Consider the following 25,159-nt stretch of genomic DNA (forward strand, 5'->3'; position numbering starts at 1 on the left):
GCAATGGCGTCCGATGCCACGACCAATCAGCAAAACGAAGATGCGCCCCTGATCGACCTCAACGAGGCGTCGATCAAGAAGCTGATCGCGAAAGCCAAGCGTCGCGGCTATCTTACCTACGACGAGCTGAACGAAGCCCTGCCGCAGGACCAGATGTCGTCCGAGCAGATCGAAGACGTGATGTCGGCGATCTCCGAGATGGGCGTCAACATCGTCGAGAACGACGAGGACGCGGCGGAAGAGGACGACGATTCGGGCCAGGGACCGGACGAGATCAGCCCGTCCGACGACGAGGACGATGCCGAGGACGACGGCGAGACCAAGCACGTCCCCGAGAAGAAGAAGGCCGCTAGCACCGAGCGCACCGACGATCCGGTGCGGATGTACTTGCGCGAGATGGGCGCGGTCGAGCTGCTCAGCCGCGAGGGTGAGATCGCCATCGCCAAGCGCATCGAAGCCGGCCGCGACACGATGATCATGGGCCTGTGCGAGAGCCCGATCACGTTCCACGCCATCATCATGTGGTCGGAAGCGCTCAACAACGAGGAAATGCAGCTGCGCGAGATCCTCGATCTCGATGCCATGCTTTCCAAGGAGCCGCCCGTCGACAAGATGGAAGAAGGCGGCGAGGACGACGACGGCGAAATTAGCGAGGAAACCGCCGGCCCGTCCTACAAGGAAGACGAGGAAGAGGAGGAAGAGGAAACCTCCGAGGACGACGAGGACGGCGAGGGTTCGGCTCGCCGGCGCGAACGCGAAGAGGAGGACGAGGAAGACAACACCCTGTCCCTCGCGCAGATGGAAGCGGCGCTGAAGCCCGAGGCGCTCGAGCGCTTCGCCCGCATCACCGACCTGTTCAAGAAGTTCGAGAAGCTGCAGAACGAGCGCGTCGAAGTGCTCGGCCGCGGCGAGGAATTCCCGAAGGCGAAGGAAGCCAAGTACGAACAGCTTCGCGAGGAGCTGACGGCTGAGGTCGAGAGCGTGCAGTTCCACGCGACCAAGATCGAGTACCTGGTCGACAACCTCTATGCCTTCAACCGCCGCCTGACCGCGCTCGGCGGGCAGATGCTGCGCCTAGCGGAGCGTCACAAGGTCAAGCGCGCCGACTTCCTGCAGGAATACGTCGGCAACGAGCTGGATGAAGCCTGGCTCGCCTCGATGGCGAAGAAGGACAAGAAGTGGGCCGCCTTCGCCGAGAAGGAAGCCGACGCGGTCGAGCGCATTCGCGCCGAGATCGCCGACATCGCTTCCGCCACGGGCATGAGCCTGAACGAGTTCCGCCGGATCGTGAACATGGTCCAGAAGGCGGAGCGCGAGGCGCGCATCGCCAAGAAGGAAATGGTCGAGGCCAACCTGCGCCTGGTGATCTCGATCGCCAAGAAATACACCAACCGCGGCCTGCAGTTCCTGGACCTGATCCAGGAAGGCAACATCGGCCTGATGAAGGCGGTCGACAAGTTCGAGTACCGCCGCGGCTACAAGTTCAGCACTTACGCCACCTGGTGGATCCGCCAGGCGATCACCCGCTCGATCGCCGACCAGGCCCGCACGATCCGCATCCCGGTGCACATGATCGAGACGATCAACAAGCTGGTGCGCACCAGCCGCCAGTTCCTCCACGAGCAGGGCCGCGAGCCGACGCCGGAGGAAATGGCCGAGCGTCTCTCCATGCCGCTGGAGAAAGTCCGCAAGGTGATGAAGATCGCCAAGGAGCCGATCTCCCTCGAAACGCCGATCGGCGACGAGGAAGACAGCCACCTGGGCGATTTCATCGAGGACAAGAACGCGGTGATCCCGGTCGACGCCGCGATCCAGGCAAACCTCAAGGAAACCGTCACCCGCGTGCTGGCATCGCTGACCCCGCGCGAGGAACGCGTGCTGCGGATGCGCTTCGGCATCGGCATGAACACCGATCACACGCTCGAGGAAGTCGGCCAGCAGTTCTCGGTCACCCGCGAACGCATCCGGCAAATCGAGGCCAAGGCGCTGCGCAAGCTCAAGCACCCGAGCCGCAGCCGCAAGATGCGCAGCTTCCTGGACCAGTAAGGCCGGGGATGGGGATCGATCAGGATCGGCGCCGCACGCGCGGCGCGGTCCTGACGGGTTCCTGCGCTCGGCGGCCCCCTCAGACCGCCTGCGGCATGTGCGATGTGAAGGAGGCGTGGGTGAGCGACACCTTCAGGCCTCCGGCTTCCCCGCCTTCCGTTTCCACATTCGCGTCGAGCTGCTTGGCCAGGGCGTTGACGATCGTGGTCCCCAGACCGCCCGGTGCTTGCTGGACCGGCTCTGCGGCGGATTTGCCGACGCCGTTGTCCGACACTGTCAGCTTCCAGTCGGCCCCGGCGACTTCGTAAGTCACCAGGATGTTCGCGTCGGGCTTCTCTGCCGGGAAGGCATATTTGATCGCGTTGATGACCAGTTCGGTGACGATCAGCCCGAGGCTCACCGCGTTGGCCGAGTCCACCGTTCCCTCGTCGCTCAGCACCTTCACGGCGATCGGCTGCTGTTCGCCGATCATCGATGCCGCCAGCGCGGCGCACAGCTTGCTCAGGTAAGTCCCGACGTCGATCCGCTCGATCCCGCTCGATGCATGGAGGTGGAGCTGCACTTCGGCCACCGACATGACGCGCTGGTGCGCCTCGCGCAGGTGCTGGCGGGTTTCCTCGGAAGTGACGGCTTTCGCCTTCAGCAGAAGGATGGCGGCGATGATCGAAAGGCTGTTGGCGACCCGGTGCTCCATTTCCTGCAGCAGCACCTGCTTCTGCCGGAGCAGCTCCTCGGTCCGCTCCAGCAGGTTAGCCTTGTCGAGCTCGATCGCCCGGCGCGCGGTGATGTCGCTGAAGGCGAGCAGGATGGTCGCACTCGGGCTGTCCTCGTAGAGCACCTTGCGGGCATTCAGCAGCATCGTCTTGCGGCCGATCCCGGGAAAGTCATGCTCGACCTCGAAGCCGTCCATGGAGGTCTTCTCGGGGATGATCGTCTCCAGCAGGACGCGCAGCGCCGGGATGTCCCACTGTCCGTCGCCGAGGCCGTAGAGAAGGCAGCCCCGCGTCTGCTCCGGATCGACCTTGAAGGTCTCATAGAACGAGCGGCTGGCCGCCAGGACCCGGAACCTGTCGTCTAGCACGAGGAACGGGTCCGGGATCGTGTTCACGATCGCCTGCGCGAGGACCTGGGCGTCGTGTACGTTCTCGGGAGAAGTCAGCATGTGGTCGCCCTTTCGAGGAAGCGGCAACTTGCTGCGTCGGGACGGCCATACGCGATCCGCAGCGACGTGTCGCGCTTTGCCGGTTCTGGGCCGTTCCGCGCCGGACTAGAAGCGCAGCAGCGGGACCACCGATGCATTGTCGTCGGTCCACGCACGGCGCGAGGGCGGCGGCATGTCCTCCCACGGGTGCGGACTGGCGGCTTCGAGCGCCTCGATTCGCTCCTCGCTGCGCCCCAGGACGATCCAGTCGGACGCCGCCAGGCCTGCGGCCAGGTCAACCGGGTCGCGCCGGATGCGAGCATGCCAGCCGCCAGCCCGCGCCAGCGCGGAGATCATCGGCGCCAAGTCGATGAAGCGGTTGGACACGTGGACGAGAAGCAGCCCGTCCCCGCTTAGCGCGCGGCGGTAGGTCGCGAAGGCTTCCCTGGTCAGAAGATGCATCGGAATGGCGTCGGAGGTGAAGGCGTCGATCACCAGAAGGTCGAATTCGCCCGCCGGCTCCTCCGCCAGCTTCAGGCGGGCATCGCCGATAACGATCCGCGCATTGGGGGCGCAGTCGGCCAGGAAGGTGAAAGTCCGGTCCCGCGAGTATCGAACGACCGCCGGATCGATCTCGAAGAACGTCCAGCCCTGCCCCGGCTTCCGGTAACAGGCCAGCGTGCCCACGCCGAGCCCGACGATCCCGACCTGCGTGCCGGTATCCGCGCCGGCGAGCGCGATCCCGGCGCCGGACCTTGGACCGTAATATGCGGTCGGATCCTTGCTGCGGCCCGGCGCGAGCCATTGCTGGCCGTGCATGGTCGTGCCGTGGGTCAAACGGCGCATGCCTTCCTTCTCTTCCACGCTGTAGACGCCGAAGTAGCTGCGGGAGCGGGCGCCGGCGGCGCTCATCTCCAGCGTCGACAGCCCGCCGTAGCCCAGCATGAGCAGCGCGAAGATCGCGGCGAAGGCCCAGCGCTTGCCGATCACCAGCATGCCGAGCACGATCAGGACGCCGATCGGCCACAGCATCTCCGATCCGGTGCCCTGTTCGACCGCGATCGAAAGCCGCCACGCGGCGATCGCCGCCACGATTACCGCCAGCAGTGCGGCTGCCCGGCTAAGCCGCCCGCTGCGCCAGAACCGACCCAAGAACGGCAGGAGCGGGGATTGCGGGATCAGCAGGGCCGCCGCGAAGAGTAGGATGGCGTGCTCGTAGACCCAGTCGAACACGACCGGTGCGATAAGCGCGGTGAAGATCCCGCCCAGCGCGCCGCCCGCGGCCACCATCAGGTAGAAGAAGGTCAGATGCCGCGGATGGGGGCGCAGAGCATAGAGCCTACTGTGAAGCACCACCGCCAGCACGAACAGCAGCGCAACCATTCCCATGGCCAGGATCGGGTTGCCCTGCCCACCCGAGATCATCGCCAGTCCGCCCACCAGCAGCAGCGTAAAGGGCGCCCATCGGCTAAGGATGTCGGACCAGTCGCCGCGTTCGGAAAAAGCGACCGAGAAGCTCAGCAGATAGAAGCCGAGCGGTATCACCCACAGCAGCGGCATGGCCATTAGGTCAGTGGTCAGCAGCGTGGTGGTGGACAGCATCAGGCCGGAAGGAACGGCGGAGAGCGCCAGCCAGAGCAACAAGCGAGGTTTGCCGATCGGTTCGGCGGCGGCCTCGGACGCTGCAGGCGCCGCGCCGGAACTGGGCACATTCCAGCGCGATGCCGCAGCCAGCGCGGTCATGGCGATGAGCACCAGATAGCCGATGGTCCAGGCCCTGCTCTGCTCGCCCAGCGCCATCTCCGGTTCGAGCCAGAACGGATAGGCCAGCAAGCCAGCGAAGCTGCCGATGTTGGAGGCGGCATAGAGCCGGTAGGGGTTCTTCGCTGCCGGGGCCGCCGCATACCAGCGCTGCATCAGCGATGCCTGGGCCGAAAGCAGGAAGAACACCGGCCCGATCGTCGCCAGGAACAGCGCGGGCGCCCAGAGTACTTCCCAGCCCGCCCGCGGCGGTGGAATGTCGGCCAGGCTCGCCGGCAGGGTCAGGGCCGCCAACGACAGCAGGCTCAGATGGATCGCCGCCTGTCGCCGTAGCGGAAGCCGCGAAAGCGCATGGGCATAAGCATAGCCGCCCAGCAGCAGGACCTGGAACACCAGCATCGCGCTGTTCCACACGCCGGGCGCCCCGCCCAGCTGCGGCAAGGCGAACCGCGCCACCATCGGCTGTACCAGGAACAGCAGGAAACTGCCGCCCAGGATCACAATCGTGAACAGGCCGCGCCCGGCGGCGCCTCTGGTGGAATCTCCCTGCATGGGCACCGCCTTGCGGCGCGCGGCCCAGCGATGGCAAGCCCGGAAATGCACGGCTGGTGGTCGCCCGCGCCTCTCCCCCGTCATGCTGAACTTGTTTCAGCATCCATGCTTCGTCTGCCGCGGCAGTGCAGGCGGAGGAATGGGCCCTGAAACAAGTTCAGGGTGACGGAGGGGGTGAGAGTAAAGGACAACCTCGGGCCGCTCCTGCATCTATGCCCCCCCGCCCCTCGTCCGTTCGTGGTGAGCTTGTCGAACCACGGCTGGCGCGTGCGAGGGTCCTTCGACAGGCTCAGGACGAACGGGTTGAGGGCTGTGCAATGTTGGCAACGGCCCGGCCTCGACCGGATCGCTGACTCGCCCCCTTCCCCGTCATGCTGAACTTGTTTCAGCATCCATGCCTCGTCTGCCGCGGCGATGCAGGCGGAGGAATGGGCCCTGAAACAAGTTCAGGGTGACGGAGGGGTGAGGGTAAAGGACAACCACGGGCCGATCCTGCATCCATGCCACCCGCTCCTCGTCCGTTCGTGGTGAGCCTATCGAACCGCGTGAGCGCCAGTGGTCGTCCTTCGACAAGCTCAGGACGAACGGGTCGAGAGCTGTGCCAAATTGGAAACGGCCCGGCCTCGACCGGGATCGCCCACTCGCCCCTCCCCGTCATGCTGAACTTGTTTCAGCATCCATGCCTCGTCTGCCGCGGCGGTGCAGGCGGAGGAATGGGCCCTGAGACAAGTTCAGGGTGACGGAGGGGTGAGGGTAAAGGACAACCACGGGCCGATCCTGCATCCATGCCCCCCGCCCCTCGTCCGTTCGTGGTGAGCTTGTCGAACCACGCGAATGCAAGCTTGCCGTCCTTGGATAGGCTCAGGATGAACGGGTGGAGTTTGCTCGCCTAGTGTGGAATTTTCTCCCGCTCCGGGAACCGTTCCGAGCACTCGCCGTTTCCTATCTTACCAAGCGATGTAAAAATCATTTGGATGCGGTTTCTTTCGAGAAATCGAAGAAACCGGCAGGAGCCCCGACGTCCTCAACAGACGCCGGGGCTTTCCTGTCTCAGGCGGCGTGTGGCACGGCAGCAAAAGCTGACCTCGCGGTGGACAAAGCCCAATTGCGGTGGCTTCGCACGGCCGGAATCACTATGTGCGGCCCATGAAGATCGCCATCGCTTCCGACCACGCAGCGCTCGACCTCAAGGCGGCGCTCGCGCAGTGGCTCTCCGAACAAGGGCACGAGGTCGACGATCTCGGACCGTACGGTGTCGAGAGCGTCGATTACCCCGATTACGGGTACAAGCTGGCCGAGGCGGTCGCCTCCGGCGGCGCCGAGCGCGGCGTGGCGCTGTGCGGCAGCGGGATCGGCATTTCGATCGCGGTGAACCGCAACCCGGCCGCGCGCTGCGCGCTGGTGTCGGAGCCGGTCTCGGCCGCCCTCGCCCGAGAGCACAACGACGCCAACGTGATCGCCATGGGCGCGCGCCTGATCGGTCCGGAAATGGCCAAGGCCTGCCTCAAGGCCTTCATCGACACTCCCTTCGGCGGCGAGCGCCACCAGCGCCGCGTCGACAAGCTTTCCAAGATTCCGCAGGACGCCTGAACGCATGAGCACCGCCAACGCACCGACCTCCGCCGCCAGCGCGGAGGTCCTCAACCGCTTCTGGCACGACAGCCTGTCCGAAGCCGATCCCGAGATCTTCGCTGCCATCCGTAATGAACTCGGCCGCCAGCGCGACCGGATCGAGCTGATCGCCAGCGAGAACATCGCCAGCACTGCCGTGCTCGAGGCGACCGGATCGGTCTTCACCAACAAGTATGCCGAAGGCTATCCAGGCCGACGTTACTACGGCGGCTGCGAATATGCCGACGTGGTCGAGACCCTGGCGATCGAGCGGGCCAAGCAGTTGTTCGGCTGCCAGTTCGCCAACGTCCAGCCCAACTCCGGCAGCCAGATGAACCAGGCCGTATTCCTGGCCCTGCTGCAGCCGGGCGACACCTTCATGGGCCTCGACCTCTCCTCCGGCGGGCACCTGACCCACGGTTCGCCCGTGAACATGAGCGGCAAGTGGTTCAACGCCGTGGCGTACGGCGTGCGCAAGGACGACCAGCGGCTCGACATGGAGGCGGTCCGCCGCCTCGCCCACGAGCACAAGCCCAAGCTGATCATCGCCGGCGCCACCGCCTATCCGCGCCAGTGGGACTTCGCCGCCTTCCGCGAGATCGCCGACGAGGTCGGGGCCTACCTGCTGGTCGATATGTCGCACTTCTCCGGCCTCGTCGCCGGCGGCGCGCACCCCTCGCCCTTCCCGCACGCCCATGTCGTCACCACGACCACGCACAAGAGCCTGCGCGGGCCGCGCTCGGGCGTGATCCTGTGGGATGACGAGGCGCTGTCCAAGCCGCTCAACATGGCGGTGTTCCCCGGCATGCAGGGCGGCCCGCTGGTCCATGTCATCGCCGCCAAGGCGGTCGCCTTCGGTGAGGCGCTGCGGCCCGAGTTCAAGGCCTATGCCGCCAGCGTAGTGGAGAACGCCAAGGCGCTCGCCGCCAGCCTCGCGGAGGCCGGGCTGACGATCGTCTCCGGCGGGACCGACAACCACCTGATGCTGGTCGACCTCACCCCCAAGGACGTCACCGGCAAGGCCGCCGAGAAGGGCCTCGACCGGGCCTATCTCACCTGCAACAAGAACGGCATTCCGTTCGACCCGCGCAGCCCCTTCATCACTTCCGGCGTTCGCCTCGGCACGCCGGCGGGCACGACGCGCGGCTTCGGACCGGCCGAGTTCCGCAAGATCGGCGGCCTCATCGCCGAAGTCGTCGACGGGCTTGCCAGGAACGGTGACGAGGGCGATGCTCAGGTCGAAGAAAGCGTCCGCCGCCGGGTTGGCGAGCTGTGCGCCGCCTTCCCAGTCTATCCCGGGAGATGACACGATGACCGAGCCGAACGACAAGCCCGACCTCGTCGAAGGCCTTCGCGAAGAGGTCAAAGGCATGGCCAAGGAAGGCATGCGCCACCCTTCGACCAAGCCCGTGCTGACCGGCGCGGCCGTGGGCGCCGTGGCGGGCGCGGTCCTGCCGATCGTCAGCTGGCCGCTCGGGCTGGTCGCCGGCGCCGGGTACATGCTCTACAAACGTATCCGCCGCTGACGAATGCGTTGCCCGTTCTGCGCTCATGACGACAGCCAGGTAAAGGACTCGCGCCCTACCGAGGACAACACCGCGATCCGCCGCCGCCGTCAGTGCGAAAGCTGCGGCGCCCGTTTCACGACGTTCGAGCGCGTGCAACTGCGCGAGATCACCGTGGTGAAGTCCGGCGGCAAGCGCGAAAGCTTCGACCGCACCAAGATCGAACAATCGGTCGCCCTCGCCTGCCGCAAGCGCGGCGTGGAGCAGGAGCGGATCGACCAGCTCGTCTCCGGAATCCAGCGCCAGGTCGAAACCATGGGCGATGCCGAGATCCCCTCGGCCCGCATCGGCGAGATGGTGATGGACGGCCTGCGCCAGATCGACAGCGTCGCCTACATCCGCTTCGCCAGCGTTTACCGCGACTTCAGCGAAGCCAAGGACTTCGAGGAATTCGCCAGCGCGATCCAGGAAGCCGGCGGGCGGGATGCGGCACGCGATGACTGAGGCCCCGATCATCGTCCTCGTCCGCCCGCAGCTCGGCGAGAACATCGGCAAAGCGGCGCGGGCTATGCTCAATTTCGGGCTGACCGAGATGCGCCTGGTTTCCCCACGTGACGGCTGGCCCAACCCCGATGCCGGGCCGGCGGCGAGCGGGGCGGATCGCGTGCTGGCAAACGCGCAGGTGTTCGAGACCACGGCCGAAGCGGTGGCCGATTGCGCGCACGTCTATGCCACGACGGTGCGGAAGCGCGGGGTCACCAAGCCGGTGCTCACCCCGGAGCAGGCGGCGAAGGACATCGCCACGCAGCAGGGCCGCAGCGCCATCCTGTTCGGGCCGGAGCGGTCTGGGCTGGAGACCGAGGACGTCGCGCTCGCCCGCGCGATCGTGACCGTGCCGATCAATCCGGAGTTCGGCTCGCTCAACCTGGCGCAGGCAGTCATCCTCGCCGCCTATGAGTGGTCGAAGCATTGCGACCTGGTCCAGCCGACGCTGGAAGAGGAACTGCCCCCTGCCCCGCAGGAGGAGCTCGAAGGGCTGATCGCCCATTTCGAGCGCCTGCTGGAGCCGAAAGGCTACTTCCTGCCCGAAGCGCGGGCCGAGGCGACGCGCCGCACCTTGCGCGGAGTGCTGACGAAGCCGCGCTGGAATCACCTCGAAGTGCGCACCTTGCGCGGCGTGCTTTCGGCGTTCGGGAAGACCAGACGCGAACCTTAGAGCTGTGCCCGTGCCCGAGGCCCGGCACGAAGCTTGACTTTCGCCCTGCGCCCGGCCATGGGCGCCCCTCGCGATTGGCTCCGCACCCCGGTGAAGCGGCGGCCGCGATGGATCTTGGGTCCATCGGTGCGAGACCGGGTTGAAGCGCTATCAACGGGATAGCGACAGCAGATTGAAGGACACGACTCATGTCGAAGCGCAAAAGCGCCAAGTACAAACTCGACCGCCGGATGGGCGAGAACATCTGGGGCCGGCCGAATTCTCCCGTAAACCGCCGCTCCTACGGCCCGGGCCAGCACGGCCAGCGTCGCAAGGGCAAGATGAGCGACTACGGCGTGCAGCTGCGCGCCAAGCAGAAGCTCAAGGGCTACTACGGCGACGTCACTGAGAAGCAGTTCAAGGCGACCTACCAGGAAGCCAGCCGCATGAAGGGCGACACCGGTCAGAACCTGATCGGCCTGCTCGAGCAGCGCCTGGACATGGTGGTCTACCGCGCCAAGTTCGCGCCGACCGTGTGGTCCGCGCGCCAGCTGGTCAGCCACGGCCACATTCGCGTCAACGGCGTGAAGTGCAACATCGCCAGCCGCCGCGTGAAGCTGGGCGACGTGATCAGCCTGGGCGACAAGGCCAAGGAAATGGCTCTCGTTGCCGAAGCGCAGAGCCTGCCGGAACGTGACATCCCCGACTACGTGACGCCGGACGGCACCGACAAGGTGACCCTCACCCGCATCCCGAAGCTCGACGAAGTCCCCTATCCGGTGACGATGGAACCGAACCTGGTGGTCGAGTTTTACTCGCGCTAACCGGCTTCCATACCGAACACGAAAGGGCGGTCTCACGGGGCCGCCCTTTTTGATTCATTCGGGCTTTTCAGCGCCTTGGGAACCGCCGGGCAGAATGCGCATTAACCAGGCGCAATGACCAAATACCGCTTCATCACCCCCCATCGCGCCGGCAAATGGTACCCCGATCTCAAGCAGGCCCAACGCTTCGCCAACGCCATCGGCGCGGGCTTCCTCGACCGCATGACCGGCCGTTTCGTAGCCTACCGCGACACCCGCATCGAGGTTGCGAACTTTCCCGACTGAGACGTTTCGCCCGATCGTCCTTCGACAGGCTCAGGACGAACGGATCCGGGAGTGCGCCACAAAGGAGCCCGGGCTCGGCCGTCGCCCCCACGCCTGCCCCTTCCATCGCCGTCGTGCTGAACTTGTTTCAGCATCCATGCTTCAGCGGATCCGGCGGTGCAGGCGGAGAGATGGGCCCTGAAACGAGTTCAGGGTGACGAAGTGTGGTGGGCGGCGCTTCCGCATCGAGTTCTCACCCAAGTCCGCTCGCCCTGAGCCTGTTGAACCACGACTGGCGCGCCGATCGTCCTTCCACAGGCTCAGGAGGAGCGGGTTGGCGCTGCGCAGGATGGCAGACGAAGAAACGAACACTCCGCGTCTCCGCGAGGCTGAGCGTATGAACTCCTCCCCCTCTGGGGGAGGTGGCAGCGCGAAGCGCTGACGGTGGGGGCGTGGCCTAGCTCGACGGTTCGTCCAGGCCATCCCCCTCCACCGCCTTCGGCGGTTCCCCTCCCCCAGAGGGGGAGGATCTTGATGTTCACATTACCCGGACAAATAGCCGCGGCGGAAGTCGGCCGCGAACGCGGCGAACCTGCCCTGCCCAATCGCGTCGCGCATAGTCTGCATCAGTTGTTGGTAGAACGTCAGGTTGTGCTCGGTGACGAGCATCGCGCCGAGCATCTCGCCCGCCTTCTGCAGGTGGTGGAGATAGGCCCGGGAGTAGCTGGCGCAAGCGGGACAAGGGCAGCGCTCGTCGAGCGGGGCCGGGTCCTCGGCATGGCGGGCGTTGCGCAAGTTGAGCGGGCCGTTCCAGGTGAAGGCCTGCCCATTGCGCCCGGAACGGGTCGGCAGCACGCAGTCGAACATGTCGACCCCGCGCTCGACAGCGCCGACGAGGTCGTCCGGCTTGCCGACACCCATCAGGTATCGCGGGGCATCGTCGGGCAACTGGCCGGGTGCGAAGTCGAGCGTGGCGAACATCGCCTCCTGCCCTTCCCCGACAGCCAGGCCGCCGATGGCATAGCCGTCGAAGCCGATCTCGCGCAGCGCCTCGGCGCTCTGTTGGCGTAGGTCCCGGTCGAGAGCGCCCTGCTGGATGCCGAACAGCGCCGCGCCTTCCGCGTGCTCGCCGCCGGCGTCGAAGGCGTCGCGGCTGCGCCGGGCCCAGCGCATCGACAGCTCCATCGACCGGGCGATCTCGTCCAGCGGACGGTCCGCACGCGGGCATTCGTCGAAGGCCATGACGATGTCGGAGCCGAGCAGCCGCTGGATCTCCATCGACCGTTCCGGGCTGAGCATGTGCTTCGAACCGTCGATATGGCTGCGGAACTCGACGCCGTTCTCGGTCAGCTTGCGGAGCTCGGCAAGGCTCATCACCTGGTAGCCGCCGCTGTCGGTCAGGATCGGGCGCTGCCAGTTCATGAACCGGTGCAGCCCGCCAAGCTTCGCCACGCGCTCCGCGCCGGGGCGGAGCATCAGGTGATAGGTGTTGCCGAGGATGATGTCGGCCCCGGTCGCGCGCACGGCTTCCGGCTTCATCGCCTTGACGGTGGCCGCGGTGCCAACCGGCATGAACGCCGGCGTGCGGATTTCCCCGCGGCGCATCTCGATGCGCCCGGTGCGCGCACGGCCGTCGGTCGCCTCGACGGCGAAGGAAAAGCGGGTCATCGGTCTTAGAATCCGTAAACGAGCGTGAAGCGGGTGAGCGTGTCGGTCGCGGCCGCCAGCGCCGGGCGGTTGCTGTCGTAATCGACGGCGTATGACAAGCGTGTCGTAAGCCTGTCGGTCATCTTCGCTTCGAGCCCGGTGATCGCGTTGAGCGTCGTGCGGGAGGAATCCACGATCACCGTGGCGCTGCCGCCGGTCTCGGCGATCATGTTGCTGTCCTGGGTCAGGGTCAGGCGGTCGGTGATCCGCCAGTCGAAGTCCAGGCCGGCCAGTCCGCCCAAGCGGTCCTCGCTCGCGCCGCCCACCAGCTCCGTGCGGCGAAAAGCCGGCCCGGCCTTGACCGACAAGTCCAGCGACGGAGTGTCGATAACGTCGTAACCCACCCCGCCCGAGACCGAATAGCGCGCGAGGAAGCCTTGCTGCCTGCTGCGCTCGTACTGCGCGAGCGAATAGGCGAACAGGTCCGGGCTGATCCGGACCCGCGGCTCGTAAGCGAAAAGGTACTGCTCGCGCGAGGTCCGCCCGTTGCTGCGCTGGTAATCGATGCTGGAGCGCACCTTGTGCTGCCAGTCTATGCCCTGCCGGTTGAGGTTGAGAGCGAGCGAGACCCCGGCATCGTCGCTGTTGCCCGATGACTGGAAAGCGCCGATCTGGCCGCTGCCGCTCCAGTTCTCGAACAGGCCGGCGGTGCGGATCTCCTCTTCCTTGCGCGCCTTCTCGGCGGCGGCGAGCTCGCGCTGCTTCGCCAGGAAGGTGCCGTGTAACGCGTCGATCTCGCCCACGTCGCCGGGATTGGTCTGCTTCGCCAGGTCGACCACGGTGCGCACTTTGGCGGCATCGCCGGTCGCGATCGCGGCGTCGATCATCGCCCGCACCGGCTGCGGCAGTTCGGCCGCGGCCGGTTGCGCGCAAGCCGCCAACGCGAGGCCGAACGGGCAAAGAGCACGGATCCTCATGCGTCGTGTGCTAACCCCTCAATCCCGCAGGCGCCACCCGGTCCTGAAAATGAAGGCGACGACCGCAACACACAGTCCGACGAACGCAAGAGTCAGCCCGAAGGCCAGCGCGATGGGCACGTCGGATGTGCCGGTGAAAGTCCAGCGAAGGCCGTTGATCAGGTAGAAGATCGGATTGAACTGCGCCACCGTGCGCCACGGTTCCGCGAGCATGTCGATCGAATAGAACGTGCCGCCCAGGAACGTCAGCGGCATCAGGATCAGCATCGGCACGATCTGCAGCTTCTCGAACCCGTCGGCCCAGATGCCCAGGATGAACCCGAACAGGGAGAATGCCGCCGCCACCAGGACGATGTAGCCGACGGCGTAGAACGGGTGCGCAATCTCGTAATCGACGAACAGCGTCGCCGTCCCGAGGATGATCGCCGCGATGATCAGCGACTTCGCCGCCGCCGCACCGACGAAGCCGATCAGCGTCTCGGCCACGCCGACGGGCGCGCTCAGCAGCTCGTAGATCGCCCCGGTGAAGCGCGGCATGTAGATGCCGAAGCTTGCGTTCGAAGTGCTTTCGCTGAGCAATGTCAGCATGATGAGGCCGGGGATGATGAACGCGCCGTAGGAGGAGCCGCCGAACTGTGCCGGGTCCATCCGGCTGCCGATGGCCGCGCCGAAGACCACGAGGTACAGCGACGTCGTCAGCACCGGCGACAGGATCGAGCCGAACGCGGTGCGGAAGAAGCGCGCCAGCTCGTTGGTGAGGATCGCGAGAGCGCCGCGCAGGTTCATGCCGTCACCTCGCCGCGCTCGACCAGGTCGACGAAGATGTCCTCCAGGCTGGATTCGCGCGTCTCGATGGCTTCGAAGGCGATGCCGTGGTCGACCAGCGCCTTGATGACCGCGGCCGCCTCGCGCTTGCCTTTCCCCGAACCGTCGCCGCCACGATAGACCAGGGTGCGGCCGCCGCGCTCGAGCGAGACCTGGTACGGCGTCAGCGCCGGCGGCAGGTCGGCGAGCGGCTGGGCCAGCTCGATGCGCGCCTCGGTGCTGCCGAGCTTGGCCATGATCGTGGCCTTGTCGTCCACCAGCAGCAGCTTGCCTTTGTTGATCACGCCCACTCGGTCGGCCATTTCCTGGGCCTCCTCGATATAGTGGGTGGTGAGGATGATCGTCGTGCCGTTCTCGCGCAGGGCATCGATCTGGCGCCACATGTCGCGGCGGAGTTCCACGTCCACGCCGGCGGTCGGTTCGTCCAGGAACAGCAGTTCGGGATCGTGGCTTAGCGCCTTGGCGATCATCACGCGGCGCTTCATGCCGCCGGATAGCTCCCGGATCTTGGCCTTGCGCTTGTCCCATAGGCTGAGCGAGCGGAGCACCTGCTCGATCCGCGCCGGATCGGGCGCGCAGCCGAACATCCCGCGCGAGTAGGTCACCGAGTGATCGACCCGGGCGAACATGTCGAAGCTCAGTTCCTGCGGGACCAGGCCGATGCGCCGGCGGACGGATCGCCAGTGGCGCTGCACATCCTGCCCGAACGCCTCGATCGTGCCGCCGGTCGGCCGCAGCAGGCCGCAGACGGCGCCGATCAGCGTGGTCTTACCCGCGCCATTGGGGCCGAGCAGAGCGAAGATCTCGCCGCGGCGTATGTCGAGATTGACCCCGGCGAGCGCCTGCATCCCACCTTTGTAGGTCTTGGTGAGGTCGCGAATTTGAAGAATCGGCCCGTCCACGGGCGGGAGATTGGCGCGGGAGCGGGGATTTGCAAGGGCGCCATTGGGGCCCGGAGTGTCACGCCAATGCGCGGAATACCCTCGTCAGGGGATCAGAAGCGACGAGTCGCCATAGCTGTAGAAGCGATATTCGTTTGCGATTGCATGGGCATAGGCGGCCTGCATGCGCTCCAATCCCATAAGCGCGCTGACCAGCATGAACAGGGTCGATTTCGGCAGATGAAAATTCGTCATCAGCCCGTCGATCGCGCGGAAGCGGTAGCCGGGCGTGATGAAGATCGCGGTGTCGCCTTCGAACGGGCGGATTACTTTGTCCTCGCCGGCCGCGCTCTCGAGCAGGCGCAGGCTGGTCGTGCCGACGGCGATCACCCGCCCGCCGGCCGCGCGCGCGGCGTTGAGGCGATCGGCGGTGGCGGCATCGATCCGGCCCCATTCGCTGTGCATCGCGTGGGCTTCGGTGTCCTCGGCCTTCACCGGCAGGAACGTGCCCGCGCCGACATGGAGCGTCAGCGTCTCGCTGGCGATGCCTGCTTCCGCCAGAGCGGCGAGGAGTTCGGGCGTGAAATGCAGCGCCGCGGTGGGGGCCGCCACGGCGCCGTCCTCGCGGGCAAACATGGTCTGGTAGTCCTCGCGGTCCTGCGCGTCGGTCGGGCGCTTGCCGGCAATGTAGGGTGGCAGCGGCATCGTGCCCGCCCGTTCGAGCAAGACTTCGACCGGCTCCTCCCCGCCGAACGCCAGGGTGAAGCTGCCGTCCGCATGGCGCTCCTCGGCGATGGCGGTCACGCCTTGCGGGAAGTCGATCCGGTCGCCCGGCTTCAGGCGCTTGGCGTTGCGGACGAAGGCCTGCCAGCGCCTCAGGTCGATCCGCTTGTGCAGCGTCGCGCCGATACTCGCTTCCCCGCGCCGGCCTTCGAGCTGTGCCGGAATGACGCGGGTGTCGTTGAACACCAGCACGTCCCCGGCGCGCAGCAGGCTCGGAAGATCGCTGACCCGCCGGTCGGCGAACGGCGCCGCGCCGCCCTCAACCACCAGCATGCGCGCGGAATCCCGCGGGCGCACGGGGCGTAGGGCAATCCGCTCGGGCGGAAGTTCGAAGTCGAAGAGGTCAACGCGCATGGGAGGCGCCTAGCCGAAATTGTCATCCCGGCGGAAGGCTCTCCTGAGCCTGCCGAAGGGCCGGGATCGCTGGCCGCTTGGCCGGACCTGGCGGCCAGCGGTCCCGGATCAAGTCCGGGACGACGGGCGCTTACTGCCCGTCGTTCTGGCTGAGCAGGTTTCCGATGTTGCTGACGGGGGCTGCGCTTGCCGGGACCACGGCCGCGCCGGGCGCGGCGAACTTCTGCGGCTTGTTGTCGGCGGCGATGGAGGCCTGGACGATGTACGTCGGATTGGCCGGCGGCTCGCCGCGGGTGATTGCATCGACCGCGGCCATGTTGCCGATCACGCGGCCGAAGTTGGTGTACTTCCGGTCGAGCGTGAAGCGCGGGTAGAACACGATGAAGAACTGGCTGTTGGCGCTGTCTTCCGACTGCGCGCGGGCCATCGAGACGGTGCCGCGCACGTGCGGCATCGGGTTGAACTCCGCCTTCAGGTCGGGCAGCGGCGAGCCGCCGGTTCCGGTGCCGGTCGGGTCGCCCGTCTGGGCCATGAAGCCGTCGATCACGCGGTGGAAGATCACCCCGTCGTAGAAGCCCTGGCGGGTGAGCGTCTTGATCCGCTCCACATGGTTCGGCGCCCAGTCGTGCATCAGCCGGATGGCGACGCGCTGCCCGTTCGACAGGTCGAGGTAGAGGATGTTGTCGAGATCGCTGGTCTGGTCGAAGTCGACCGCAATGCGCATCGGCTGCTGCTGCTGCGTCGTCTCGGGCGCGGCGGCGTCGGCCTCGGCCATTGCCTGGGCAGCCGAGCCCGGGCCCAATTGCGCAGAGGCCTGACCGGGCGCGAAAGCGAGCGTCAGGGCGAGCGCGGCACTGGCGAGAGTCTTAATCATTATCGGTGCATCCACCCCAAGCATTTTCGTGCCGCCGCCCCTATCGGTATCACGCTGACGCTGCAATGAACGATTGGTCAGTAGTCGCCCCGCCTGCCGAGCCGCTCGACCCGGGCGACGACCTGCTCGCGCACCTCCGGGCTGACGAACGGGCCGATGTCCCCGCCGAACAGGGCGATTTCCTTGACCAGCTTGGAGGCGATCGGCTGCAGCGACACGTCGGCCATCAGGAACACCGTCTCCACCCCCGGGGCGAGCTGCTGGTTCATGCCGGCCATCTGGAACTCGTATTCGAAGTCCGCCACGGCCCGCAGCCCGCGGATCAGCACGGTGGCGCCGATCTTGCGCGCGTACTTGACCAGCAGCGCGTTGAAGCCTTCGACCTCGGCGTTCACGATCCCCAGCCGCTCGACTTCGGCGCGGACCATCTCGATCCGCTCCTCCGGGCTGAACATCGGGTCCTTCGAAGGGTTGGTGGTGACGCCGACGATCAGCCGGTCGACCAGCTTGGCCCCGCGCCGAATGATGTCCGCGTGGCCGAGCGTGATCGGGTCGAACGTGCCGGGGTAGAGGCCGATGCGTTCCGTCACCGGTCCCGCTCCACCACGAACCGCGCCAGCGCGCGCAGCAGGTTTGCCTCTTCGCCGTGGGTCGAAAGGTGGCCGATGGCCTGTTCGGCCAGAGCGTGGGCCTGGTCGCGCGCCTTCTCGGCGCCCATCAGGGAAACAAAGGTGGCCTTGCCGGCGCCATCGTCCTTCCGCAGCGCCTTGCCGGCCTTGCTCTCGTCGCCTTCGCAATCGAGCAGGTCGTCGGCGATCTGGAACGCGAGGCCGATGTCGCGGGCATAGGCGCGAAGGTGCGCCCTGCCCTCCTCGACCACACGGCCGAGGATCGCGCCCATTTCCACCGCCGCCGCGAGCAGCGCGCCGGTCTTGAGCTGCTGTAGGCGGGTGACGGCGTGGAGATCGAACTGCTGATCGGTCGCGGCCATGTCCATCATCTGCCCGCCGGCCATGCCGTGATGGCCGCTGGCCCGGGCAAGCGCGCGGACGAGCTCGGCGCGGACGAACGGATCGGCGCTCGTCTGATCGTCGGTGAGCAGCTCGAACGCCAGCGCATGCAGCGCATCGCCGGCGAGCACGGCGGTGGCGACGTCGAACGCCTTGTGCACGGTCGGCTTGCCGTGGCGCATGTCGTCATCGTCCATGCACGGCAGGTCGTCGTGGATCAGCGAATAGGCATGGATTGCCTCGATCGCGCACCCGGCGCGGACGGCGGCATCGCGCGATACGCCGTAGATCTCCGCCGTGGCGGTCAGCAGCAGCGGGCGCACCCGCTTGCCGCCGCCGATTGCGGCATAACGCATCGCTTCGACTAGCCGAGAGCGCGCGTCCTTCGGCACCCGCAGGTAGCCGTCGAACATCGCGTCGACCTCGCGCTGGATCCGATCGAAGCCGCGAGCGAGGATATCGTCGGCGAGGATCAGCCCCACCTGGCTAGCCCGCCTCGAACGGCTCGATCCCGGCGGCCTTGCCGTCGGGGCCGGCGACGATCTTCTCGATCCGCGCCTGCGCTGCATCGAGCCGCGCCTGGCAATGCTTGCGCAGCGTCTCGCCGCGTTCGTAAAGGTCGATCGACTCGTCGAGCGGCACTTCGCCCGTCTCGAGCCGGCGAACGACGTCCTCGAGCGCGCGCAGCGCGTCTTCGAAGCTCATCTGCGAAATATCGGTACCCTGCTCCGCCATGGCCGGAGCATTGGCGGGGATGGTGGCGAGGGTCAAGCACCGTGCCCCACAGCACCCGGGGCATTTCAAACGCTCGCAGAGGCGCAGAGGCGCGGAGAGGATGTGCCTGCGGCGAAGCCGCTCTGTACACCCTGCAATTCGAACAGGACGATGCTCGAGATTTCTCGCCGCTTCGCGGCAAGGCCCTCCGCGCCTCCGCGCCTCTGCGAGCGCAAAAAAGTTGGGTGCCACCTACGCGACCACTGGCGCCACCAGCCTCCGACCGCTAACGGCGCACCCATGTCCCAGATCACGCCCGAGATCGTCGCCGAACACGGTCTTTCGCCCCAGGAATACGCCATCATCGAGGCCCGGCTCGGCCGCGCGCCGAACCTCGTGGAACTCGGCATCTTCTCGGTCATGTGGTCGGAGCACTGCTCCTACAAGTCGAGCCGCCTGCACCTGAAGAAGCTGCCGACGCAGGCGCCGTGGGTGATCTGCGGCCCGGGCGAGAACGCCGGCGTGATCGACATCGGCGAAGGTCCTAATGGGGTTCGGCAGGCTGCCATCTTCAAGATGGAGAGCCACAACCACCCGAGCTACATCGAGCCTTACCAGGGCGCGGCGACGGGCGTCGGCGGCATCCTGCGCGACGTGTTCACGATGGGCGCGCGGCCGGTCGCCAACATGAACGCGCTGCGCTTCGGCCGGCCGGACCACCCGAAGATGAAGCACCTGGTGCAGGGCGTGGTCGCCGGCATCGGCGGTTACGGCAACTGTGTCGGCGTGCCGACCGTGGGCGGGGAGACCAACTTCCACCCGGCATACGACGGCAACATCCTGGTCAACGCGATGACCGTGGGTGTCGCGGATCAGGACAAGATCTTCTATTCGGCCGCCACGGGGCTCGGCAATTCGATCGTCTATGTCGGTTCCAAAACCGGGCGCGACGGCATCCACGGCGCGACGATGGCGAGCGCCGACTTCGCCGAGGACGCGGAGGCCAAGCGGCCTACGGTCCAGGTCGGCGATCCGTTCACCGAGAAGCTGCTGATCGAAGCCTGTCTCGAGCTCATGGCGACCGACGCCATCGTGGCGATCCAGGACATGGGCGCGGCGGGCCTGACCTCCTCGTCCGTCGAAATGGCCAGCAAGGGCGGCGCCGGCATCCGCCTCGACATGGACAAAGTGCCCTGCCGCGAAGAGGGCATGACCCCCTACGAGATGATGCTGAGCGAGAGCCAGGAGCGGATGCTCATGGTGCTCAAGCCGGGTCGTGAAGCCGAAGCCGAGGCGATCTTCCGCAAGTGGGAGCTCGATTTCGCGGTCATCGGCGAAGTCACCGACACCGGCCACATGGTCCTGGAATGGCAAGGCGAAGTCGTTTGCGACATTCCGCTCGGGCCCCTCGCCGACGATGCCCCGGAATACGACCGCCCGGCAATCTCCAAAGAGGAATATCGGGCCTGGGCGAAGGTCGGGCCGGTCGAGAGCGCTCCGGAAACCACCGACATCGCCGGCGACCTTACCCGGTTGATGGGCAGCGCCGACCTCGCCAGCCGCAAGTGGATCTGGCAGCAGTACGACAGCCAGGTCGGCGCCGATACGCTGCAGAAATCGGGCGGCGATGCCGCTGTCGTGCGCGTGCACGGGACCAAAAAGGCCCTGGCCATCACCACCGACTGCACGCCGCGCTATTGCTATGTCGACCCCTATGAAGGCGGCAAGCAGGCCGTGGCCGAAAGCTACCGCAACCTCAGCGCGGTTGGCGCGCGGCCGCTGGCGATCACCAACTGCCTCAACTTCGGCAATCCCGAACGGCCGGAGATCATGGCCCAGTTCACCGGCTGCCTCGAAGGCATGGGCGATGCCTGCCGTGCGCTCGACTTCCCGATCGTGAGCGGCAACGTCAGCCTCTACAACGAGAGCAAGGCGACCGGCGGCGGCAGCGCGATCCTGCCGACCCCGGCGATCGGCGGCGTCGGCCTGCTCGAAGACTACGACACGATGGCCCGGATCGGCTTCCGCGACGAGGCCGAGGCCATCGTGCTGATCGGCGGCACTGCCGGCCATCTCGGCCAGTCGCTGTGGCTGCGCGAGTTGCACGGCCGCGAGGAAGGCCTGCCGCCGCCGGTCGACCTCGAACTCGAACGCAAGACCGGCGAACTGATCCGCCAGCTCGTGGCCGACGGCATCGTCACAGCCGTGCACGACTGCTCCGACGGCGGCCTGGCGGTCGCCATCGCGGAAATGGCTCTGGCCGGCGGAGTGGGTGCGGTGGTCCGGGCACCGGAAGAGTGCGCGTCGCTCTCCGGCTTCTGGTTCGGCGAGGACCAGGCGCGCTATGTCGTCACGGCGGACGTGACCCGCTCGGTGCTCGAATACGCCGCGGCGGCCGGCATTCCCGCGCTGCACCTCGGCGAGACCGAAGGCGCCCTGCTCTCCTTCCGCACCGCCGGTGACGTCAGCACCGTCGAACTGGCCGACCTGCGCACCGCCCACGAACGCTTCTTCCGGGAGTGGATGGAGGACTAGAGGTTCGTCTTCCACTCACCCCCACTCCGTCATGCTGAACTCGTTTCAGCATTCATGCCTCAGCTGCCGCCGCCGGTGCTTCCGGCGCGATGGACCCTGAACCAAGTTCAGGGTGACGAGGGAAATACGGAAGCAGGAGAGGCGCCCCAGCACAGGCTGCCGTCTCATACTCGTCATGCTGAACTCGGTTCAGCATCCATTTCGCCCCTGCAACCGGAGCGTGAAGCGGAGAGATGGACCCTGAAACGAGTTCAGGGTGACGAGGGAGAGAGAGGCCCCCCCCCCCCCCGTTCGCCCTGAGCTTGTCGAAGGGCCTGCGCTGCGCATAGTGGTCGCCCGGGCGCCCGGGCGCGCAGGGGAACAGTCATGGCGAGCACCGCTTCCGAACGCATCCTGACGCTCGACGTGATCCGCGGCATCGCGGTGATGGGCATCTTCTCGGTCAATGTGGTCGGGATGGGGATGATCGAGCGGGCCTACTTCTACCCACCCGACTACGGCTTCGACTCGCCCGGCGACCGGGTGGTGTGGGCGCTCAATGCGATTTTCGTCGACGGCCGGTTCCGCTCGCTGTTCTCGATCCTGTTCGGCGCCTCGCTGACCGTAGTGGTGGAACGCGCGGTGGCCGCCGGGAAGCAGGGCTGGCAGGTCCACTATCCGCGCATGATCGTGCTGCTGATCTTCGGCCTGGCCCACTACTACCTGCTGTGGTGGGGCGACATCCTGGCCAACTACGCGCTGGTTGGCATGGTCGCCTACCTGTTCTGGCGATTGCGCACGAAGTGGCTGCTACTGGCGGCCGTGGCGGCGCTGCTGCTCCACTATGTCCCGCAATTCGCCCAGACGATACCGCGCGTCGCGCAGATCGAGGCTGGACTGGCGCCCGGCGCGCCGCCCGAGTTGCGCGCGCAAGTGGAAGCGATGCTCGCGCCCTCGCCGGCCCTGGCCAGCGAAATCGCCGAGGACAAGGCGGCCCATGCCAGCATTGCCGCCCATGTCCGCGACAGGACGCAGGGCGACGCTGCATGGCGTCCATTCATGTCCGTTTTCACCTACGGCCTCGAGACGCTCGGCCTGATGCTGCTCGGCATGGCCGGGCTCAAGTGCGGGTTCCTGGCCGGGACCTGGAGCCGCCGGCGCTACGCGTGGATCGCGGCCACCTGCCTTGGCTCAAGCTTAGCGGTGCACGCCTATGCCGCATACGCCTCGCTGGCCGCCGATTTCGCTGCGCAGGTCTACTACCCCTGGACGCGCGTCTACGTGAGCCCGCTGCATCCCGTCGGCGCGATCGGCTATGCCGCGCTGATCATGCTGGTCCTCGGCCGCCCCAGCGCCATCGCCCGCCGCTTTGCCGCGGTCGGGCGCGCCGCCTTCACCAACTACCTCGGCTCGACGGTGGTCGGCACGCTGCTGTTCTTCGGCACTTTCGGCGGACTCTACGGCGAGTTCTCGCGCGGAGAACTGTGGCTGTTCGCGCCGATGGTCTGGGCGATCATGCTGCTGTGGTCGCCCTGGTGGCTTGACCGCTACCGCTACGGCCCGCTCGAATGTGCTTGGCGCAGCCTCTCGCGCTGGAACTGGGAACCGATGCGGCTGCCAAGCCGGGACTCTCCAGCTTCATACTAACTCTCCACATCCGTTCGTGCTGAGCTTGTCGAAGCACCGCTCTTTTTAGCAGCGAGCGCGGCGCTCGAAAGGAAGGGCGGCCCTTCGACAAGCTCAGGGCGAACGGAATCCTTGGGTCAGCCCGCGACCCAGTCGTGCTCGGGGATCTCGAGCAGCTTGAGGATCGCGGTGAGATCCCCCCGGTCGACCCAGCCGTTGGCGGCCTCGCGCGCTTTCGGCTTGGCGTGGTAGGCGACGCCGTAGGTCGCCGCGCGCAGCAGCGGGATGTCGTTCGCGCCGTCGCCGGTGGCGAGGCTGACGGCGTTGTCGCCCAGCTGCGCCATCTCCTCGCGCAGGACCTGTTCCTTCACCGAGCTGTCGGTGATCGCGCCGATCAGCTCTCCGGTCAGCGTGCCGTTCGCCACGGCAAGGCGGTTGCCGGCGACGCGGTCGAAGCCGATCTGCTCGGCCACCGGGTCGGCAAAGTGGTGGAACCCTCCGGTGACGAGCACCGTGCGGCAGCCGCGATGCTTGAGCGTCGCCACCAGCGTGCGCGCGCCTGGCATCGGCTTGATCCGCTCGGCAAGGCACTGCCCGATCGCCGCTTCGTCGAGCCCGGCGAGCAGGCCGACCCGCTCCCGCAAGGCGCTCTCGAAATCGAGTTCGCCCTGCATTGCCCGCTCGGTGATCGCGGCGATCTGTGGCTTGATGCCGGCATAGTCGGCGAGTTCGTCGATACATTCCTGCCCGATCATCGTCGAATCCATGTCGGAGACGAACAGGTCGGGAATGCGAAAGTCCTGTGAGGCGACTATCGCGTCGGACGGGCGGAAGTGCTCGTCGATCACGCGCCGCAGCGTCTCCGCGTCGTCGCCGGGGAGCATCAGCTCGAGCACGTCGCCCCAGTGGTCGTTCATCTGCGCGCGGGCCAGCGCCATGCCCTCCCCCTCCAGCGCACGCGTCGCGGCATCGAGGCTTGCCTCAAGCGTCGCTGGGTCTGCTATCAGGCGGGCGATGAGCACGAATGGGTCTCCTGGAAAATCGGTCGCGCTCATTGCAGGGCCGACAGCCAGCGGCAAGAGCGATCTGGCCGTGCGGCTGGCGCAGGCTATGGAGGAACGCGGGCGCGCCTGCGTGGTGATCAACGCGGACAGCGCCCAGGTCTACCGCGACCTGAGGGTCCTGAGCGCCCGCCCGAGCGAAGAGGAGATGAGCGGCGTGCCGCACCGCCTGTTCGGCGCCTGGGACGGGGCGGAGCCCTGCTCCGCCGCCGACTGGGCCGCCCGGGCGAAGCGGGAGATCGAAGACGCGCAGATCGCCGGCATGCTGCCCATCCTGGTCGGCGGCACGGGGCTCTACATCCGCACCCTGCTCGACGGCATCGCCCCAGTGCCCGAGATCGACCCCGCCGTGCGCGAGAGCGTGCGCGCCCTGCCCCTCGCCGATGCTTATACCGCGCTGCAGGCGGAGGACCCCGAGCGCGCCGCCGCGCTCAACGCCGCCGACGCGACCCGCATCGCACGCGCGCTGGAAGTCATCCGTTCGACGGGCAAGCCGCTGGCCCACTGGCAGCAGCGCCGCACCGGGGGAATCGGCGCCGCCGTCGAGCTCCACCCGCTCGTCCTGCTGCCGCCGCGCGAGGCGCTCTACGCTCGCTGCGACGCGCGGTTCGAGCGCATGCTGGACGAAGGCGCGGTGGAGGAAGTCGAGGCGCTGCTCGCCCGCGGCCTCTCTCCCGCCCTTCCTGTGATGCGCGCCATCGGCGTCCCGGAAATCGCCGGCTGGCTGCGCGGCGAGTGGTCGCGCGAAGAGGCGGTCGTCATGGGACAGCAAGCCACGCGCAACTATGCCAAGCGGCAGTACACCTGGTTCCGCCACCAGACTCCGCAGGAGTGGCCTCGGCACGAGACACTAAGTTGTTCGTTGGCTACCTATTTTGAAAGATTGTTTGTCTTTTAGCTGTTGACACGTCATAAACTGTCCCTTAGCAGGCCTACCAACAAGCGAGTTTCCTGTTACAGAGTTGGAGAGGAGAGACCCGGCACGAGAACATCG

23 protein-coding genes are annotated in these 25,159 nt (G+C 66.8%); 11 read left to right on the plus strand and 12 right to left on the minus strand.

Features of this window, described 5'->3' with window-relative positions; all coding sequences use genetic code 11:
* Positions 1-3: 3 nt before the first annotated feature.
* Positions 4-2,046 carry an RNA polymerase sigma factor RpoD gene (rpoD, locus tag GRI75_RS03855; protein ID WP_160745646.1) on the plus strand — a complete coding sequence of 681 codons (2,043 nt, stop codon included), beginning with the start codon at positions 4-6 and terminating at the stop codon, positions 2,044-2,046.
* A 79-nt stretch (positions 2,047-2,125) separates the two neighbouring features.
* Here rpoD and GRI75_RS03860 read toward each other — a convergent pair whose 3' ends face one another.
* Positions 2,126-3,208 carry a sensor histidine kinase gene (locus GRI75_RS03860; RefSeq protein WP_160745647.1) on the minus strand — a complete coding sequence of 361 codons (1,083 nt, stop codon included), beginning with the start codon at positions 3,206-3,208 and terminating at the stop codon, positions 2,126-2,128.
* Between the two features lie 105 nt (positions 3,209-3,313).
* On the minus strand, positions 3,314-5,500 hold the full coding sequence (locus tag GRI75_RS03865; protein WP_160745648.1) for a spermidine synthase: 2,187 nt from the start codon (positions 5,498-5,500) through the stop codon (positions 3,314-3,316).
* Positions 5,501-6,646: 1,146 nt separating this feature from the next.
* Here GRI75_RS03865 and rpiB point away from each other — a divergent pair.
* From rpiB to GRI75_RS14415, 7 genes are all read left to right on the plus strand, one after another.
* Positions 6,647-7,090, plus strand: coding sequence for a ribose 5-phosphate isomerase B (gene rpiB, locus GRI75_RS03870; protein ID WP_160745649.1), 444 nt, complete (start codon positions 6,647-6,649; stop codon positions 7,088-7,090).
* A 4-nt stretch (positions 7,091-7,094) separates the two neighbouring features.
* Positions 7,095-8,417 carry a serine hydroxymethyltransferase gene (glyA, locus tag GRI75_RS03875; RefSeq protein WP_160745650.1) on the plus strand — a complete coding sequence of 441 codons (1,323 nt, stop codon included), beginning with the start codon at positions 7,095-7,097 and terminating at the stop codon, positions 8,415-8,417.
* 4 nt (positions 8,418-8,421) lie between these two features.
* A complete protein-coding gene (locus GRI75_RS03880; RefSeq protein ID WP_160745651.1) occupies positions 8,422-8,637 on the plus strand; it encodes a hypothetical protein in 216 nt (71 codons plus the stop codon).
* 3 nt (positions 8,638-8,640) lie between these two features.
* Complete coding sequence (gene nrdR, locus GRI75_RS03885) at positions 8,641-9,120, plus strand: transcriptional regulator NrdR (protein ID WP_160745652.1); 480 nt, start codon at positions 8,641-8,643, stop codon at positions 9,118-9,120.
* Positions 9,113-9,832 (plus strand): RNA methyltransferase, encoded by a 720-nt coding sequence (locus tag GRI75_RS03890; RefSeq protein WP_160745653.1) that lies wholly within the window; start codon positions 9,113-9,115, stop codon positions 9,830-9,832. Before nrdR ends, GRI75_RS03890 begins: the two co-directional genes overlap by 8 nt.
* 188 nt (positions 9,833-10,020) lie before the next feature.
* Complete coding sequence (rpsD, locus tag GRI75_RS03895; RefSeq protein ID WP_160745654.1) at positions 10,021-10,635, plus strand: 30S ribosomal protein S4; 615 nt, start codon at positions 10,021-10,023, stop codon at positions 10,633-10,635.
* A gap of 114 nt (positions 10,636-10,749) precedes the next feature.
* On the plus strand, positions 10,750-10,920 hold the full coding sequence (locus GRI75_RS14415; protein ID WP_202389582.1) for a hypothetical protein: 171 nt from the start codon (positions 10,750-10,752) through the stop codon (positions 10,918-10,920).
* Positions 10,921-11,442: 522 nt separating this feature from the next.
* On the opposite strand, the gene tgt is transcribed toward GRI75_RS14415, so the two are convergent.
* The 9 genes from tgt to GRI75_RS03940 all read right to left on the minus strand — a co-directional run bounded on the left by tgt (position 11,443) and on the right by GRI75_RS03940 (position 18,985).
* Entirely contained in the window at positions 11,443-12,567 is a 1,125-nt protein-coding gene (tgt, locus tag GRI75_RS03900) for a tRNA guanosine(34) transglycosylase Tgt (RefSeq protein ID WP_160745655.1), read from the minus strand.
* A 5-nt stretch (positions 12,568-12,572) separates the two neighbouring features.
* Positions 12,573-13,523, minus strand: a complete 951-nt coding sequence (locus GRI75_RS03905; RefSeq protein ID WP_160745656.1) for a DUF481 domain-containing protein — start codon at positions 13,521-13,523, stop codon at positions 12,573-12,575.
* An 18-nt stretch (positions 13,524-13,541) separates the two neighbouring features.
* Entirely contained in the window at positions 13,542-14,309 is a 768-nt protein-coding gene (locus GRI75_RS03910) for an ABC transporter permease (RefSeq protein WP_160745657.1), read from the minus strand.
* A complete protein-coding gene (locus GRI75_RS03915; protein ID WP_160745658.1) occupies positions 14,306-15,250 on the minus strand; it encodes an ABC transporter ATP-binding protein in 945 nt (314 codons plus the stop codon). The genes GRI75_RS03910 and GRI75_RS03915 overlap by 4 nt, the downstream gene beginning before the upstream one ends.
* A gap of 84 nt (positions 15,251-15,334) precedes the next feature.
* Positions 15,335-16,366, minus strand: coding sequence for a tRNA preQ1(34) S-adenosylmethionine ribosyltransferase-isomerase QueA (gene queA, locus GRI75_RS03920; RefSeq protein WP_160745659.1), 1,032 nt, complete (start codon positions 16,364-16,366; stop codon positions 15,335-15,337).
* A 130-nt stretch (positions 16,367-16,496) separates the two neighbouring features.
* Complete coding sequence (locus GRI75_RS03925) at positions 16,497-17,240, minus strand: peptidylprolyl isomerase (RefSeq protein ID WP_202389583.1); 744 nt, start codon at positions 17,238-17,240, stop codon at positions 16,497-16,499.
* A 77-nt stretch (positions 17,241-17,317) separates the two neighbouring features.
* Positions 17,318-17,830 carry a pantetheine-phosphate adenylyltransferase gene (gene coaD / locus GRI75_RS03930; RefSeq protein ID WP_160745660.1) on the minus strand — a complete coding sequence of 171 codons (513 nt, stop codon included), beginning with the start codon at positions 17,828-17,830 and terminating at the stop codon, positions 17,318-17,320.
* Entirely contained in the window at positions 17,827-18,732 is a 906-nt protein-coding gene (locus GRI75_RS03935) for a polyprenyl synthetase family protein (RefSeq protein ID WP_328597922.1), read from the minus strand. The genes coaD and GRI75_RS03935 overlap by 4 nt, the downstream gene beginning before the upstream one ends.
* A gap of 4 nt (positions 18,733-18,736) precedes the next feature.
* The gene (locus tag GRI75_RS03940) at positions 18,737-18,985 is read right to left on the minus strand and encodes an exodeoxyribonuclease VII small subunit (protein WP_160745998.1); all 249 of its coding nucleotides are present in this window, start codon (positions 18,983-18,985) and stop codon (positions 18,737-18,739) included.
* Positions 18,986-19,264: 279 nt separating this feature from the next.
* Between GRI75_RS03940 and purL the strand changes: the two genes are divergently transcribed.
* A complete protein-coding gene (gene purL, locus GRI75_RS03945) occupies positions 19,265-21,499 on the plus strand; it encodes a phosphoribosylformylglycinamidine synthase subunit PurL (RefSeq protein WP_160745662.1) in 2,235 nt (744 codons plus the stop codon).
* 366 nt (positions 21,500-21,865) lie between these two features.
* Complete coding sequence (locus GRI75_RS03950) at positions 21,866-23,125, plus strand: DUF418 domain-containing protein (protein WP_160745663.1); 1,260 nt, start codon at positions 21,866-21,868, stop codon at positions 23,123-23,125.
* A gap of 116 nt (positions 23,126-23,241) precedes the next feature.
* Here the strand turns inward: GRI75_RS03950 and serB are convergent, their stop codons facing one another.
* Complete coding sequence (gene serB / locus GRI75_RS03955; protein WP_160745664.1) at positions 23,242-24,126, minus strand: phosphoserine phosphatase SerB; 885 nt, start codon at positions 24,124-24,126, stop codon at positions 23,242-23,244.
* On the opposite strand from serB, the gene miaA reads away from it, so the two are divergent.
* Positions 24,119-25,063, plus strand: coding sequence for a tRNA (adenosine(37)-N6)-dimethylallyltransferase MiaA (miaA, locus tag GRI75_RS03960; RefSeq protein WP_160745665.1), 945 nt, complete (start codon positions 24,119-24,121; stop codon positions 25,061-25,063). The genes serB and miaA overlap by 8 nt on opposite strands.
* The last annotated feature ends 96 nt before the right edge of the window (positions 25,064-25,159 follow it).

Source organism: Croceibacterium soli, assembly GCF_009828065.1.
In the GTDB taxonomy this organism is placed as follows: Bacteria; Pseudomonadota; Alphaproteobacteria; order Sphingomonadales; family Sphingomonadaceae; genus Croceibacterium_B; species Croceibacterium_B soli.

Bases quoted from the DNA above. Each gene is read 5' to 3' on its own strand.
- rpoD (WP_160745646.1), top strand. From the start codon at position 4: ATGGCGTCCGATGCCACGACCAATCAGCAAAACGAAGATGCGCCCCTG.
- GRI75_RS03860 (WP_160745647.1), bottom strand. From the start codon at position 3,208: ATGCTGACTTCTCCCGAGAACGTACACGACGCCCAGGTCCTCGCGCAG.
- GRI75_RS03865 (WP_160745648.1), bottom strand. From the start codon at position 5,500: ATGCAGGGAGATTCCACCAGAGGCGCCGCCGGGCGCGGCCTGTTCACG.
- rpiB (WP_160745649.1), top strand. From the start codon at position 6,647: ATGAAGATCGCCATCGCTTCCGACCACGCAGCGCTCGACCTCAAGGCG.
- glyA (WP_160745650.1), top strand. From the start codon at position 7,095: ATGAGCACCGCCAACGCACCGACCTCCGCCGCCAGCGCGGAGGTCCTC.
- GRI75_RS03880 (WP_160745651.1), top strand. From the start codon at position 8,422: ATGACCGAGCCGAACGACAAGCCCGACCTCGTCGAAGGCCTTCGCGAA.
- nrdR (WP_160745652.1), top strand. From the start codon at position 8,641: ATGCGTTGCCCGTTCTGCGCTCATGACGACAGCCAGGTAAAGGACTCG.
- GRI75_RS03890 (WP_160745653.1), top strand. From the start codon at position 9,113: ATGACTGAGGCCCCGATCATCGTCCTCGTCCGCCCGCAGCTCGGCGAG.
- rpsD (WP_160745654.1), top strand. From the start codon at position 10,021: ATGTCGAAGCGCAAAAGCGCCAAGTACAAACTCGACCGCCGGATGGGC.
- GRI75_RS14415 (WP_202389582.1), top strand. From the start codon at position 10,750: ATGACCAAATACCGCTTCATCACCCCCCATCGCGCCGGCAAATGGTAC.
- tgt (WP_160745655.1), bottom strand. From the start codon at position 12,567: ATGACCCGCTTTTCCTTCGCCGTCGAGGCGACCGACGGCCGTGCGCGC.
- GRI75_RS03905 (WP_160745656.1), bottom strand. From the start codon at position 13,523: ATGAGGATCCGTGCTCTTTGCCCGTTCGGCCTCGCGTTGGCGGCTTGC.
- GRI75_RS03910 (WP_160745657.1), bottom strand. From the start codon at position 14,309: ATGAACCTGCGCGGCGCTCTCGCGATCCTCACCAACGAGCTGGCGCGC.
- queA (WP_160745659.1), bottom strand. From the start codon at position 16,366: ATGCGCGTTGACCTCTTCGACTTCGAACTTCCGCCCGAGCGGATTGCC.
- GRI75_RS03925 (WP_202389583.1), bottom strand. From the start codon at position 17,240: ATGATTAAGACTCTCGCCAGTGCCGCGCTCGCCCTGACGCTCGCTTTC.
- GRI75_RS03940 (WP_160745998.1), bottom strand. From the start codon at position 18,985: ATGGCGGAGCAGGGTACCGATATTTCGCAGATGAGCTTCGAAGACGCG.
- purL (WP_160745662.1), top strand. From the start codon at position 19,265: ATGTCCCAGATCACGCCCGAGATCGTCGCCGAACACGGTCTTTCGCCC.
- GRI75_RS03950 (WP_160745663.1), top strand. From the start codon at position 21,866: ATGGCGAGCACCGCTTCCGAACGCATCCTGACGCTCGACGTGATCCGC.
- miaA (WP_160745665.1), top strand. From the start codon at position 24,119: ATGAGCACGAATGGGTCTCCTGGAAAATCGGTCGCGCTCATTGCAGGG.